The sequence below is a fragment of the Leifsonia sp. KNZ13-11D genome (genome assembly GCF_056754895.1).
In genome coordinates, this window is record NZ_JBPGWU010000001.1 from 738,794 (window position 1) to 750,906 (window position 12,113).

General features: G+C 67.4%; 14 protein-coding genes and 3 tRNA genes. 5 read left to right on the top strand and 12 right to left on the bottom strand.

Annotation, left to right across the window (positions count from 1 at the left end; genetic code table 11):
* Positions 1-6: 6 nt before the first annotated feature.
* The 5 genes from ACR9Y5_RS03695 to ACR9Y5_RS03715 all read right to left on the bottom strand — a co-directional run bounded on the left by ACR9Y5_RS03695 (position 7) and on the right by ACR9Y5_RS03715 (position 3,696).
* Positions 7-1,773 carry an MOSC domain-containing protein gene (locus tag ACR9Y5_RS03695; protein WP_481296706.1) on the bottom strand — a complete coding sequence of 589 codons (1,767 nt, stop codon included), beginning with the start codon at positions 1,771-1,773 and terminating at the stop codon, positions 7-9.
* Complete coding sequence (locus tag ACR9Y5_RS03700) at positions 1,770-2,171, bottom strand: nuclear transport factor 2 family protein (protein ID WP_481296707.1); 402 nt, start codon at positions 2,169-2,171, stop codon at positions 1,770-1,772. Before ACR9Y5_RS03700 ends, ACR9Y5_RS03695 begins: the two co-directional genes overlap by 4 nt.
* A gap of 118 nt (positions 2,172-2,289) precedes the next feature.
* Complete coding sequence (locus ACR9Y5_RS03705) at positions 2,290-2,589, bottom strand: muconolactone Delta-isomerase family protein (protein ID WP_481296708.1); 300 nt, start codon at positions 2,587-2,589, stop codon at positions 2,290-2,292.
* Between the two features lie 28 nt (positions 2,590-2,617).
* Positions 2,618-2,986 carry an SgcJ/EcaC family oxidoreductase gene (locus ACR9Y5_RS03710; protein WP_481296709.1) on the bottom strand — a complete coding sequence of 123 codons (369 nt, stop codon included), beginning with the start codon at positions 2,984-2,986 and terminating at the stop codon, positions 2,618-2,620.
* 2 nt (positions 2,987-2,988) lie between these two features.
* Positions 2,989-3,696: an SDR family NAD(P)-dependent oxidoreductase gene (locus tag ACR9Y5_RS03715; protein WP_481296710.1), complete on the bottom strand. Its 708-nt coding sequence runs from the start codon at positions 3,694-3,696 to the stop codon at positions 2,989-2,991.
* Positions 3,697-3,775: 79 nt separating this feature from the next.
* Here ACR9Y5_RS03715 and ACR9Y5_RS03720 point away from each other — a divergent pair, with 79 nt between their 5' ends.
* Complete coding sequence (locus tag ACR9Y5_RS03720; protein ID WP_481296711.1) at positions 3,776-4,390, top strand: TetR/AcrR family transcriptional regulator; 615 nt, start codon at positions 3,776-3,778, stop codon at positions 4,388-4,390.
* A gap of 32 nt (positions 4,391-4,422) precedes the next feature.
* Here the strand turns inward: ACR9Y5_RS03720 and ACR9Y5_RS03725 are convergent, their stop codons facing one another.
* Positions 4,423-5,364, bottom strand: a complete 942-nt coding sequence (locus ACR9Y5_RS03725) for an SDR family NAD(P)-dependent oxidoreductase (protein ID WP_481296712.1) — start codon at positions 5,362-5,364, stop codon at positions 4,423-4,425.
* A 111-nt stretch (positions 5,365-5,475) separates the two neighbouring features.
* On the opposite strand from ACR9Y5_RS03725, the gene ACR9Y5_RS03730 reads away from it, so the two are divergent.
* Positions 5,476-6,036: a TetR/AcrR family transcriptional regulator gene (locus ACR9Y5_RS03730; protein ID WP_481296713.1), complete on the top strand. Its 561-nt coding sequence runs from the start codon at positions 5,476-5,478 to the stop codon at positions 6,034-6,036.
* A gap of 25 nt (positions 6,037-6,061) precedes the next feature.
* Here ACR9Y5_RS03730 and ACR9Y5_RS03735 read toward each other — a convergent pair whose 3' ends face one another.
* The 3 genes from ACR9Y5_RS03735 to ACR9Y5_RS03745 are packed head-to-tail and all read right to left on the bottom strand — an operon-like array spanning position 6,062 to position 9,006.
* Positions 6,062-6,766, bottom strand: a complete 705-nt coding sequence (locus ACR9Y5_RS03735) for an NADPH-dependent F420 reductase (RefSeq protein WP_481296714.1) — start codon at positions 6,764-6,766, stop codon at positions 6,062-6,064.
* 13 nt (positions 6,767-6,779) lie between these two features.
* Positions 6,780-7,859 carry an LLM class flavin-dependent oxidoreductase gene (locus ACR9Y5_RS03740; RefSeq protein WP_481296715.1) on the bottom strand — a complete coding sequence of 360 codons (1,080 nt, stop codon included), beginning with the start codon at positions 7,857-7,859 and terminating at the stop codon, positions 6,780-6,782.
* A gap of 46 nt (positions 7,860-7,905) precedes the next feature.
* Positions 7,906-9,006, bottom strand: a complete 1,101-nt coding sequence (locus ACR9Y5_RS03745) for an LLM class flavin-dependent oxidoreductase (RefSeq protein WP_481299513.1) — start codon at positions 9,004-9,006, stop codon at positions 7,906-7,908.
* A gap of 94 nt (positions 9,007-9,100) precedes the next feature.
* Here ACR9Y5_RS03745 and ACR9Y5_RS03750 point away from each other — a divergent pair, with 94 nt between their 5' ends.
* The 3 genes from ACR9Y5_RS03750 (at position 9,101) to ACR9Y5_RS03760 (ending at position 11,364) form a co-directional block, all read left to right on the top strand.
* Positions 9,101-9,583: a MarR family winged helix-turn-helix transcriptional regulator gene (locus tag ACR9Y5_RS03750; RefSeq protein ID WP_481296716.1), complete on the top strand. Its 483-nt coding sequence runs from the start codon at positions 9,101-9,103 to the stop codon at positions 9,581-9,583.
* 372 nt (positions 9,584-9,955) lie between these two features.
* A complete protein-coding gene (locus ACR9Y5_RS03755; protein ID WP_481296717.1) occupies positions 9,956-10,348 on the top strand; it encodes a hypothetical protein in 393 nt (130 codons plus the stop codon).
* A complete protein-coding gene (locus ACR9Y5_RS03760) occupies positions 10,345-11,364 on the top strand; it encodes a tyrosine-type recombinase/integrase (RefSeq protein WP_481296718.1) in 1,020 nt (339 codons plus the stop codon). The genes ACR9Y5_RS03755 and ACR9Y5_RS03760 overlap by 4 nt, the downstream gene beginning before the upstream one ends.
* Before the next feature lie 74 nt (positions 11,365-11,438).
* On the opposite strand, the gene ACR9Y5_RS03765 is transcribed toward ACR9Y5_RS03760, so the two are convergent.
* From ACR9Y5_RS03765 to ACR9Y5_RS03775, 3 genes are all read right to left on the bottom strand, one after another.
* A tRNA-Phe gene (locus ACR9Y5_RS03765) sits at positions 11,439-11,514 on the bottom strand.
* A gap of 60 nt (positions 11,515-11,574) precedes the next feature.
* Positions 11,575-11,651 (bottom strand) — tRNA-Asp (locus tag ACR9Y5_RS03770).
* Positions 11,652-11,724: 73 nt separating this feature from the next.
* Positions 11,725-11,797, bottom strand: a tRNA-Glu gene (locus ACR9Y5_RS03775).
* Positions 11,798-12,113 lie beyond the last annotated feature (316 nt).

The window sequence follows — 12,113 nt, forward strand, 5'->3', positions numbered from 1 at the left end:
GCATCCTCAGGCGTCGATGACCAGGTCGTCGACGGGACGGGAGCAGCACAGCAGGATCTGCTGCGCGTCCGGGCGCTCGAGCGGTTCCGGCGAATACATTACCTCTCCGCTGAGGACGCCGGTGATGCACGTGTGGCAGACACCTGTCCGGCACGACCACCGCGTCGGCACATCGCAGGCCTCTGCGAAGTCCAGTAGAGAGGCGAACCGGTCCGACCAGTTCACGGTAAGTCCGCTGCGCGTGAAGGAGACGGACGGGCCGGTTCCCGGTTCGCCGAGCGGCGGGTGGACGGGTACGGCCGGCTTGGCTGCGATTCCCGGGGTCGACGCCGCCAGGGCGCTGAACAGTTCGGAGTGGATTCGGGCGGGCTCGACCCCGACCGAGCGGAGTTCGTCCGTCATGGCATCGATGAAGCCCGTCGGACCGCAGACGTACGCGCTGGCGTCGCCTGGCAGGCCGAGGAGTCGGAGCTGCGCGGCGTCCAGGTGGCCTCGAACCGTGCCAGGGGCATCGGCAGCGTCGCCTGCCGCGGCGCGCGTCACGTAGATGGTCGAGTGCGCCTCCGGCAGCGCGTCGAGGAGTGTCTGCACCTCTGAGGCGAGACCGTAGTCGGCGGCGGTCCGGGCGACATGCAGCCACCAGACCCGTCGCGAGCTGGCGCTCTTCGCCAGAGAGCCGAGCATCGCGAGAACGGGTGTGATTCCGATGCCTGCAGAGACGAGGATGATCGGTTCCGCCCCGTCGCCGAGCACAAACTCCCCGCGTGGGGCCGCGACGTCGAGCGTGGCACCCTGCGTCACATGATCGTGGAGGTACCTGCTCACCGTGCCGAATTCCTCGCGTTTCACGCTGATCCGGTAGCTGCGATCGTCGGGCCGGCCGGAGATCGAGTAGCTGCGCACCGTCGGAATGCCGTCCACCCGCACCCGGACGGTCAGGTACTGTCCGGGACGAGGATCCGGCAGCGTAGAGCCTGAGGCGTCCGACAGATACAGCGAGAGCACCGACGGAGTGACACGCTCGGTCCGGGTGACGGTGAACGGGTGGAACCCGCTCCACGCCGGCTCCACGCCTGCGTCGGGTCGGGGCGCTTCTGCTCCGGCGTCGGAGGCCGCGACGAGCTCGCGGAAGGACTGCTGCCACCCCGGGCTCATGGCGGGGACGTCGACGGCGAGCTTCAACATCGTCCGCGACCGGTCGGGAAGGTAGAGCAGGGCGTCGATGGCTGCGACCGTGAGCCGGTGCCGCCCGGTCTTCAGTTTGTAGATCGGCTCGCCCGCTTCGACCATCCCCTCCTCGATGACCCGGAAGTGGAACCCGGGACGGTGGTGAGAGACGAGGAGGGCCGCCATCTCGGGAACGCCCAGTCGCAGGCCCACGCGATAGCACGTGACGCGGGGTTGGGTGACTTCGAAGACGGCGCTGCCGATGCGATAGCGGTCGCCGATGCACACGCTGTCGTCGGGGAGGCCGTCCACCGTGAAGTTCTCGCCGAAGTTGCCGGGCACCAGATCGTCGCGACCGAGTTCCGTCGCCCAGTGACCATACGAGGCCTGCTGGTAGACCATGACCGCTCGCATCTCGCCACCGTGGCCGGCGAGGTCGCCCTGTCCGTCACCGTCGACGTCGAGCCGGCGGACGAGCCGGGGGCCGCTCACGGGCTGCTTGTAGATGCCGGTATGGACGGTCGTCCCGTTCCACGCGACGTCCTTGGGCAGTCCGACGTTGACGGAGAGCAGAGTGCCGACGGGCTGAAGGGGCGTCTGCATCATGGCTGGGCCCGCCGTATCTCCCGCCCCGGCATGGGTTCCGCCAACGCGAGCCGAGAATCCGGTGCGCCGAACGGGTCCGCGAAGTACTGGGTCTCGTGTGCGACCCGTCCCTCGGCGAACTCCATGATGGACACCGAGAAACTCGGTACTCCGTCGTAGCTGATGATGCATTCGCTCACCCACAACGATCCCTCGCCCTGGATGCGCAGGACCGTGAAGTGGCGCTGGGCCGGATGTCCACCGCGCTGGGCGGCGATCGTCGTGCGCCCCCGGAAGCGTTCGCCGGACTGGGGATAGTCGAGCACCGCATCATCGGCGTAGATCGCGTGCTCCGTGGTGATGTCGCCGAGCTCCGATGCTCTCCAGTGCTCTTCGATCGCTGCCGTGATCGAGTCCATCACGTCGTCCCTTCCCGGTGAAAGCCGTCGTGTCAAGCGTCAGGCTATGCCCGTCGGGCGGCGCATGTCACTGGCATGCTGACGGGGCGGTCGCATGCGCGGCCGCCCTCGTCAGCTGCTAGGCCCTCCCCAGGCCTGGGTCGCTCGGGTGTGGGCTGAGCGGTGTCACCGAGTCTTGTCGCCACGCGCGCAGCGGCATGGTGGCGAGCATTCGTTCGAGGGCGTCCGCGTCGGGCGCCGAGAAGATGCCCCAGCTGCGCCACTCGCCGGGTGTGAGCGGCGGACGCCACAGGCGCCGGAGGCTTCCGTTCTCGGCCAGCTGCGCAGAGCGGGCCGCTTCTCGCTCGCGCATGGCGGCGACCTCTTCGGGCGATGTACCGCCCGGGACGGTCGTGACCATCTCTACGAAGAACTCCATTGCGTCCTCCCTGCCGATCGGTCGCAGCCTACGCGCCGATCTTCGACACGTGGTACTGGCGGATGCGCCACGCGTCGCCGACCCGGGTGAGGGCCAGTGTCAGGTGCGTGGGGATGACCTCGCCCAACGGCAGAACGAAGTCGACGTCGACGAAGGCCAGCAGCGCGTCCTCACCGAACGAGCGGACCTCCTGCACGCGGTACTGCGGGTTCAGACCGACGGGCTGCTTGTCGTAGTAGGCGGCGACGCCGGGGCGGCCCACCGTGTGGCGCGGATCGAAGCCCTGGAAGACGGCGTCCTCGGTGAACAGTGAGGCGACCAGCTCCGGCTGGTGGTCCCGGATGCGCTCGGCCCAGGCGGTCAGTAGGCCCTCGAGGGCGGCGGTGTTTTCGGTCATCGTCAGTTCCCCGCGCTCTGTCCGCCGTCGATGTGCAGCCACTCGCCGGTCACGAACGGCGACTGCTCCAGGTAGAGCACGCCGCGCACGATGTCGTCGACGGTGCCCATCTGCTGCATCGGGTGCAGGGCGGCCATGAACTCGTGCGTCTCCTCGGCGTGCATCGGGGTCTTGATGATGCCGGGGGAGACGGCGTTCACCCGGATCCCGCGGCCCGCATACTCGACCGCGAGGGACTTCACCGCGGTGGCCAGGCCGCCCTTGGTCAGCGACGCGAGCGCAGACGGAACGTTGGAGTTCGCGTTCTCGAGCAGCGTCGTCGTGATGTTGACGACGTGGCCGGCGCCGCGCGGCAGCATGTCGGCGATGGCCTTCTGGGTGATGTGGAAGAAGCCGCCGAGATTGATCGCAAGGGCGGTGTCGTAGTCCTCCTGGGTGTACTCCGTGAACGGCTTCGCGATGAAGATGCCGGCGTTGTTCACCAGCGAGTCGACGCGACCGAACCGGCTGACCGCCGTCTCGATGATGCGAGCGGCGACCTCGGAGTCGGCGATGTCTCCGGCGACGGTGACGAGGTTCTCCTCATCACGCGGCTCGATCGAGCGAGAGTTTGCGACGACCGCGTAACCGAGGCCGAGGTAGCCCTCGACCAGACCAGCGCCGATGCCCTGCGATGCGCCGGTGATGACGGCGACCTTGCGTGTGTTCATGGGGTGTGGATCCTTACTAGATGGTCGGTCAACTATTGACCGATAACAGTTATAGACGACTGGTCGTATAATTGCAAGCATGGGACGCACATCAGACGCACGCGAGCGCATCCTCGCCGCAGGGGCCGAGCTGTTCGGACGCCGCTCGTACTCGAGCATCGGCGTCGCGGAGATCTGCGCCGCGGCCGGGGTGCCGAAGGGGAGCTTCTACTACTTCTTCCCCTCCAAGCAGGCTCTCGCGCTCGAAGTCGTCAATCGGCACTGGGACTGGCAGCGGGGGGTGTGGACCGGCATCCTGACGGCCGGAGATCCGATCGTCGAGCGGCTGCGGGCGCTGTTCGTCGCGACGGCCGCGATGCAGAGCGAGGCGCTCGCCGGGAGCGGGGCGGTGGTCGGCTGCCTGTTCGGCAACCTGGCGTTGGAGTTGAGCGCCGCCGACGACCCCGTACGGGACCGGCTGCAGGAGATCTTCGAGGAGCAGATCGACATCGTCGAGGCCGCCCTCATGGACGCCCGCGAGGAGGGGGAGCTGAGCGTCCCCGACCTCCGCGAGGCGGCCAAGGCGATCGTCGCGCAGATCGAGGGCCTGGTCCTCCTGGCCAAGCTGTACAACGACCCCGGGCAGCTCGACAGCCTCTGGCGCAACAGCATGCGCCTCCTCGGGCTGCCGGAGGAGCAGGCTTCGGCCGCCTGATCGCGCGTGGCGGCTCGGGGCCCGCTCGGAGGTCAGCCTCCGATGCCGGTCAAGGCGGTGGAGAGCTCCCAAAGACGCCTGGCGTTCTCGGGATCGAGCGCGTAGTCGGCGACGCCGCGCCGGACACCCGGGGTGAACGGCTCCGCTTGTTGCGCATCCTCGAAGTAGAGGCCGCTCACGCCCTCCACGAGGGGTGATGCCGCCAGCAGCACCGAGGTCGCCGCCCCTTGCTCCACCGTCTTCTCCGACACGCCGGTCTTTCCGGACGGGTCGAACGAGGCAGGCGGAGCCTCGATGTGCCGCCCGAGCCCGGTGCCCCAGATGCGGCCAGGGTTCAATGCGTTCACGGCGATCCCGTCCGCCGCCCACCGTCTGCTCGCCTCCACCGCGAAGAGGATGTTCGCCGTCTTCGACTGCGCGTAGGCCAGCCAGGGGTCGTACGGCTCGGCCGTGAAGTCCGGGTCGTCGAAGCGCACGGGGCCGTTGACGTGCCCGACCGAGCTGACGACGACGACGCGCGCGTCGCCTGCGGCTGCCAATGCGTCATGCAGGCCGACGGTCAGCGCGAAGTGGCCGAGGTGGTTGGTGGCGAACTGCAGTTCGCGGCCCTCCGGAGTCCGCTGCTCGGGTGTCGCCATGACGCCCGCGTTGTCGACCAGGATGTGGAGCGGTCCCTGCCACTCCGCCACGAACCGTCGAACGGATTCGAGGTCCGCGAGGTCCAGAACGGCAGCATGGACGGCCGGGTTCCCGGTGGATCGCGCGATCTCCTGCGCGGCCTTCTCCGCGGCGTCGCGTCGCCGTGCAGCGATGGTGACGTCGGCTCCCGCTGTGGCGAGTGCGCGGGCCGTCTCGTATCCCAGCCCTGCGGCGCCCCCGGTGACGATGGCTCGGCGGCCGCTCAGGTCGACGCCGGCGATGACGTCGTCCGCGGTGGACTGCGCATCGAACGGTGTGGTCACTCGTTCCGTCATGATGGTTCTCCTGTTCCGAGCCCTCAAACTTGACTCAGTGATATAAACGGAGTTGGGTCCGCTTAAATTCCACTGTAACCGGAGTCGGATCCGTTTGGCAAGGAGGGGTAGATGCCCGAAAAGATGCGCGCGGACGCGCGAGCGAATCAGAACCGACTCCTGGAAGTCGCGGCTGCCGCGTTCGCCACCGACGGGCCGGAGACGTCTCTCAAGGCGATCGCCGCCGAAGCCGGCGTGGGGATCGGCACGCTGTATCGCCGGTTCCCCTCGCGAGAGGACCTGATCGAAGCCGTCTACCGGAGTGAGACCGACCGGTTGGCGGACTCCGCCGAGCGCCTGGCCCAGGAGCGGTCACCGGTCGACGCCCTCCGAGCCTGGATGGAGGCCTTCGTCGACTACATGCTGACCAAGCGCGGGATGTCGGAGGCGCTCCCGGCCATCCTGGCGTCTCGCGAAGGACTCCGGGCTCACAGCCGCGACGCCCTGACGGCAGCGGTCAGGCGTCTGGTCGACGCGGGCCTCTCGTCAGGCGAACTCCGCTATGAGATCGACCCGGTCGACGTGCTGATGGCGCTCGGCGGCATAACCCTCATCACCGGACACGAGAACCAGCGGGAACTGGCCACACGGCTCATCGACCTTCTGCTCAGAGGACTGTTGGCCCACGGATGACCCGGAAGGCCACGGCAGCGCGGGCTCAGAGCGGCGCGGGTGTCAGATCCCGGTCGGTGTCGGATGCGCGGATGAGTGCGCGCAACTCGTCGGCCGGCACGTCCGCGCCGAAGGTTGGACGGCCCGGCTGCAGAAGGGCGCCGGCGGCGAGGGGCCCGGCGACGACCGGGTCGAAGCCCAGGTCGTCGATGAAGGTCGCGACCCGGTCGAGGTCGGCCGCCCGGTCGCCGGCGACCGCGATGGCCTTGCGTCCCGGCGCGCCGGCCGGGCGGCTCTCCTCCTCGAGGTCGTGGTATCCCATGTGGTTCAGGGCTTTCACGACGCGGGAGCCGGAGAGGAACTCCTGGACGATCTCGCTCGTGGAGGTCAGCGGGTCGTTCAGGTCGTCGCGGATGCCGTCGGTCTCCCACCAGTAGTTCATCGCGTCGATCACGAGCCGGCCGCGCAACTGCTCGACCGGGAGCTGGCGGTATTTCCCCAGCGGCAGGGCGAGGATCACGACGTCGGCGCCTTCGGCCGCCTCCTCGGGGCGTGTCGCCGTGGCGCCCGGGGCGAGGACGTCGATGGTGAGCGCGATGCGGTCGGGGTCGCCGGAACCGGCGATCAGCACACGATAGCCCGCCGCGAGGGCGAGTCTGGCGAGGACGGTGCCGACCTTGCCAGCCCCCAGGATTCCGACTGTGCGGATGCCGACAGTGCTGATGCCGGTTGTGTGGATGATGTCGTCCATGTCCGTCCCTCCTTCAGCGCCGGAACGCGGCGCCGGTCGCGGGCTTTGAAACCTCAGCCAGCAGGTCGCGTACCATCGGGATGACCTTCGTCCCGTAAAGCTCGACGGCCCGCATCCGGTCGCTGGCCCGCATGGCGCCGCCGGCGGTGTAGATGAGGTCGAAGCGGCCGACGTCGAGGGTGCGGATCGCGTCGGCCATTTTGCGGGCGACAGTCTCGGGCGAGCCGATGTAGAGGGAGCCGTGTGCGACATCCGCCTCGAACTCGTGCCGCTGCAGTGGCGGCCAGCCGCGCAGGGCGCCGATCCGGTCGCGGATCACCTTGTATCCGGGGTAGAACAGCTCCTTCGCCTCCTCGTCGGTCTCGGCGATGAACCCCGGGGAGTGCATCCCCACCGGGAGGGCCTCTGTGCCGAACTGCTCGGCCGCCCGGCGGTACAGGTCGATGTACGGCGTGAAGCGGGAGGGTGCGCCGCCGATGATCGCGAGCATGAGCCGGAACCCGTAGTGCGCGGTGCGCAGCACCGACTGCGGCGTGCCGCCGACGCCGACCCAGGTGCGGAGGCGCCCGGAGTCGGTCTTCGGGAACACGTCGGCCTCGTGCAGGGCCGCCCGGGTGGTTCCCTCCCAGCTGACCGGCTTCTCGTCGAGGAGTTTGTGGAAGAGGTCGATCTTCTCCTCGAAGAGGAGGTCGTAGTCCTTCAGGTCGTATCCGAACAGCGGGAACGACTCGGTGAAGGATCCGCGACCGAGGATGACCTCGGCCCGCCCGTTCGAGAGGGCGTCGACCGTCGCGAAGCGCTGGAAGACGCGCACGGGGTCGTCCGAGGACAGCACGGTCACCCCGGAGCCGAGCCGGATTTTCTCGGTCGCGGTGGCGATGCCGGCGAGCACCGTCTCCGGTGTCGAGATCGCGAACTCGGGGCGGTGGTGCTCGCCCACGGCGAAGGCGTCGACACCGATGTCGTCGGCGAGGATCGCCTCGTCCCGGGTGACGCGGATCGCCTCGGCGTGACTGGTGATCTCGCCCCGGTCGTCCCTGGGCAGGTCGCCGAAGGTGTCGAGGCCGAATTCGAGGCCGGTGATGTCGGTCATGGTGTTTCTCCTGTCGGAATGGATGATGAAGGGATGGTGGGGGAGGTCACTGCGCGGCGTTCGCCCGGGCGGTGACGATCTGGGCCGTGTGGCGGCCGGTGAGGCGCCAGTCGCCCGGGTCTTCGGCGATGAGCTCGCGGACGCGGGGGACGACCTGTTCGCCGAAGAGGCGGATGCTGCGCTCGCGGGCCTGCACCGGCAAGTGTCGGATGTCGTACTTCAGGTCGAACCGGGAGAGGTGGTTGATGCGCACGATCGCGGCCAGCTTCTGAGCCACGGTCTCGGGGGAGCCGACGTACAGCGCGCCCGTCGCGACCTCCTGTGCGTACCGCTCCGCGGTGGGCGGGTAGAACCCGCGCTCCTGGCTCAGCGCGGTGACGACCGGGCGCCAGTACTGCCAGTGCTCGTTCTTCGCCTCGTCGTCGGTCTCCGCGATGAGCCCGAGCGAGTGCTGTCCGATCGGCAGCTCCGGCTGCCCGAACTGGGCGAGGGCTCGCAGGTAGAGTTCGGCGTGGCCGGCGAACCGTTCGGGTCTGCCGCCGATGATCGCCATCATTAGGGGGAGGCCGTGCCGGGCGGCGCGGACGACGGAGTCGGGGCTGCCGCCGATGCCGATCCAGGTGGGGATGCCACCCTCTGGCATCCGCGGTCGCAGCCGCACCGACTCGAGAGGGGTGCGGTACCGGCCGGACCAGGTCACCCGGTCCTCGCGCATGAGGCGGAGGAAGAGGTCGAGCTTCTCGTCGAAGATGTTCTTGTACTCCGCGATGTCGTAGCCGAACAGCGGGAACGACTCGATCGCCGAGGCGCGGCCGAGCACGAGCTGCGCGCGTCCGCCGGAGATCCCGTCGACCGTGGCGAACTGCTGGTACAGCCGCACAGGGTCCTGTGTCGACAGCACCGTGACGGACGTGCCGAGCCGGATCGTGGACGTCGCCTGAGCGGCCGCCGCGAGCACCACGGGAGTGGCGGAGTCGACCATGTCCTCGCGGTAATGCTCGCCGACGCTGTAGACATCCAGGCCCACGGATTCGGCGAGCTGTGCCTCCTCGACCATCAGCCGCAACGTCTCGGCGTCCGACAGAACCCGTCCGCCGTCGGTCGCGACCTCCCCGAAGGAGTCCAATCCGAACTCGAGCTCTTCCATGTCGATCACGACCTCTCTCGCCGCCGGACCCTCCGGATTGACGTGTCAATGCTGTAACAATGGACTTGACGCGTCAATTCCCGGAGGAGACCAGATGAGCGAGGACAATCCGCGCCATGCGCCGACGCGGGAGCAACTCCGCAGCTGGCGCGACTACATCGAGACGGCCGAGGCGCTCCGCAACCGCCTGGGCAGCAGGCTGCAGAGCGAGTCGGAGCTGACCCCCGGCGACTACCAGGTGCTGCTCGCGCTGGCGGAGGCCGAGGACCGCACGCTCCGCTCCTCCGAGCTGGCGGACCTGATCGGCTGGGAGCGCAGCAGGCTCTCCCACCACCTTGGCCGCATGGAGAAACGTGGACTGATCAGCCGCCAGGCGTGCGCGGATGACGTCCACGGAATCGACGTGATCGCAACATACGCGGGCTTGGCGGCGTTCCGAGCCGGCTCCGTGCCCCATCTTCGCGCGGTGCGAGAACTGTTCCTCGACGCTCTCACGCCTGCCCAGCTGGCGGAGGTCGACGACGTGACCCGCGCGCTGCGCCGGCACTTGGGGTTGGAATCTCCTTTGGAACACTGAGCGCAAAGACCGAGTTCTAGAGATCCCGCCTTTATTTCGGTGTCCCGGCTACGTAAAGGGCAGTCGATCTCGCACGGGATAAGCCGCACGCAGGCGTCGGAGATCGACTGAACGGCGGACCGTGCACAAATGCCAGGTTGGACCTTGAGGAGCCGCCTACGGCGGCGCTCGACCTGCTGACTTGTTTGTCTTTCCGCCCGCCGATCGTAACTCGTTCCCGGTTCTCCGTTCCGGGCTTTCGCGGCATATCCTCTCTCCGCTTCGCTTCGCTTCGTTGCGGTATTCCACGGTCCCGGCACTGCGCCCCTCCCACTCGCTCTAGATCTCTCCGGCGGAAGGCAAACAAGAACGGGGGACAGGGGAGTGATTGTGATGCGGATATTCATCATCGACACCGGAAACATGGGTCCGGAACTGCAGGGTGGGCTGATCGGGGTGGTCGGGTCGGTCTTCCCGACCGCAGCGGAGAAGAAGGAGTGTGTGGAGACGGTGAGCCGGTGCGCGGGGGATGGGTGGGCGATAGCTGCTGACCCGCGCACGCTGATCGGCCGGCTGGCGGCATTGATCGCGGAGACGGCATGCGTGCCATTCGTGAATCTCGGCAAGCTGCGGGAGGCACAGGACCCTCTCGTCAGTGGTCCGGCGGACAATTGCCTCATCGGCTCAGGGGGGTGTCGGACATGGGATCGATTGAGTCCTACGAGACGGCAGCAGGCAGGCGATATCGAGTTCAGTACCGGACGCCTGATCATCGCAACACGATGAAGCGCGGCTTCGCGACGAAGCGCGCGGCGGAGCTCTTCCTCTCGTCGGTCAACGTCTCGCAAGCAAAGGGAGAGTGGGTTGACCCGACGAAAGCGAGAACGCCAGTTTCGCACGTCGCCGAAGAGTGGTTTCGTGCCCAGGTGCAGGTGAAACCGACGACTCGCTCGGGCTACCGATTTCACCTCGATAAGTACGTACTCCCGCGCTGGGGCAACACCCGATTGGTCGACGTGCGGCACAGCGACGTCCAGGCGTGGGTCGGGGAACTCTCGACCCACCTCGGCCCCTCAATGGTGCGGCAGATACATCTCGTCCTGGCGGGTGTCCTGAAGTACGCGATCCGTGATGGGCGCATCAGCCTCAACCCGTCCGACGGGATTCAGCTGCCAAGGCTGTCATCGCGCGGGCACGGTTATCTGACGCACGCGCAAGTGCGTGCACTGGCCACCGAGTGCGGTGATCAGGGTGATGTCGTCCTACTCCTCGCATACACGGGTCTCCGGTGGGGCGAGATGGCCGGACTCTTGATCAATCGCGTCGACTTCACTAAGCGGCGGCTAGACGTGGCCCGAGCGGTCTCCGAGCCACGGGGAGTGATCGTGTGGGGCACACCCAAGAGTCATGAACGGCGCTCCGTTCCCTTTCCCGACCTCCTCACAGTTCCGCTTGAAGCGCGGTGCGCCGGTCGGGACCCGGAGGAGCCAGTGTTCACGGGCGCCGACGGAGGTGTCCTCCGGGCAGGCAACTTCCGCAACCGCGTCTTCAATGCGGCCGTCGCCCGGTGCATGGAGAAGGACGATACGTTCCCGCGACTGACTCCCCACGACCTCAGACACACGGCCGCATCGCTCGCCGTCTCGGCCGGCGCGAACGTCAAATCCGTGCAACGGATGCTCGGACACGCGTCCGCCGCGATGACGCTCGACGTCTACGCGGACCTCTTCGACGATGACCTTGATGACGTTGCGAACGCACTCGATGCCCAAGCCGCGAAATCAGTTGTAGTCAAAATGTAGTCAAACGGCGACTTGACTGCCTCTACGGGCCCGACAAAAAACCCCCGGATTCCGCCTGGACCGGGGGTTTTTCTTGGTGGCTCCGACCGGCATCGATCCGGTGACCTTTCGATTTTCAGTCGAACGCTCTACCAACTGAGCTACAGAGCCAGAGGATGCTGAGGCATCCACCTAGACGGAAGCCCTTCCGTTCGGAAGGGCTTGTCGCCGTGGCGACCCTGACGGGACTTGAACCCGCGACCTCCGCCGTGACAGGGCGGCACGCTAACCAACTGCGCTACAGGGCCTTACTGTGTTGCTTTTTGAATTGTTCTGTATCGATATCTGCTGCTCATCGATACTAGTGGACGCCGTTGGACGTGACCCCAACGGGATTCGAACCCGTGCTACCGCCGTGAAAGGGCGGCGTCCTAGGCCGCTAAACGATGGGGCCGGATCGTCCCGAATCGCTTTCGCGCTCCGATGACCACCGACGAACAAGCATACGGAAAGCTCGCCGAGAATGCGAATCGCCTCCGGATCCCGGGCGGGTCGGGGGTTCGCGGCCGCCGCCGGGTTCGCGCAACGCCCCACGGAAATCCCGGCGCCGCCGTATGCGGACGCATAGTCTGCGGGCCAGGCGGTCCCCCCGGCCCGCTCGTGCGAACGCACGCCCCGAACCGGCATTGAGGCCACCGACCTGGGCTCACGGGCATCGCGTTGATAAAGTTGCGCGTGTTGGCCGTGTTACCGAAGTGACGGATGTGACT

What these genes read in the sequence shown, in the direction of transcription:
- ACR9Y5_RS03695 (WP_481296706.1), bottom strand. Translation starts at nt 1,773, where the DNA reads ATGATGCAGACGCCCCTTCAGCCCGTCGGCACTCTGCTCTCCGTCAAC.
- ACR9Y5_RS03700 (WP_481296707.1), bottom strand. Translation starts at nt 2,171, where the DNA reads ATGGACTCGATCACGGCAGCGATCGAAGAGCACTGGAGAGCATCGGAG.
- ACR9Y5_RS03705 (WP_481296708.1), bottom strand. Translation starts at nt 2,589, where the DNA reads ATGGAGTTCTTCGTAGAGATGGTCACGACCGTCCCGGGCGGTACATCG.
- ACR9Y5_RS03710 (WP_481296709.1), bottom strand. Translation starts at nt 2,986, where the DNA reads ATGACCGAAAACACCGCCGCCCTCGAGGGCCTACTGACCGCCTGGGCC.
- ACR9Y5_RS03715 (WP_481296710.1), bottom strand. Translation starts at nt 3,696, where the DNA reads ATGAACACACGCAAGGTCGCCGTCATCACCGGCGCATCGCAGGGCATC.
- ACR9Y5_RS03720 (WP_481296711.1), top strand. Translation starts at nt 3,776, where the DNA reads ATGGGACGCACATCAGACGCACGCGAGCGCATCCTCGCCGCAGGGGCC.
- ACR9Y5_RS03725 (WP_481296712.1), bottom strand. Translation starts at nt 5,364, where the DNA reads ATGACGGAACGAGTGACCACACCGTTCGATGCGCAGTCCACCGCGGAC.
- ACR9Y5_RS03730 (WP_481296713.1), top strand. Translation starts at nt 5,476, where the DNA reads ATGCCCGAAAAGATGCGCGCGGACGCGCGAGCGAATCAGAACCGACTC.
- ACR9Y5_RS03735 (WP_481296714.1), bottom strand. Translation starts at nt 6,766, where the DNA reads ATGGACGACATCATCCACACAACCGGCATCAGCACTGTCGGCATCCGC.
- ACR9Y5_RS03740 (WP_481296715.1), bottom strand. Translation starts at nt 7,859, where the DNA reads ATGACCGACATCACCGGCCTCGAATTCGGCCTCGACACCTTCGGCGAC.
- ACR9Y5_RS03745 (WP_481299513.1), bottom strand. Translation starts at nt 9,006, where the DNA reads ATGGAAGAGCTCGAGTTCGGATTGGACTCCTTCGGGGAGGTCGCGACC.
- ACR9Y5_RS03750 (WP_481296716.1), top strand. Translation starts at nt 9,101, where the DNA reads ATGAGCGAGGACAATCCGCGCCATGCGCCGACGCGGGAGCAACTCCGC.
- ACR9Y5_RS03755 (WP_481296717.1), top strand. Translation starts at nt 9,956, where the DNA reads ATGCGGATATTCATCATCGACACCGGAAACATGGGTCCGGAACTGCAG.
- ACR9Y5_RS03760 (WP_481296718.1), top strand. Translation starts at nt 10,345, where the DNA reads ATGAAGCGCGGCTTCGCGACGAAGCGCGCGGCGGAGCTCTTCCTCTCG.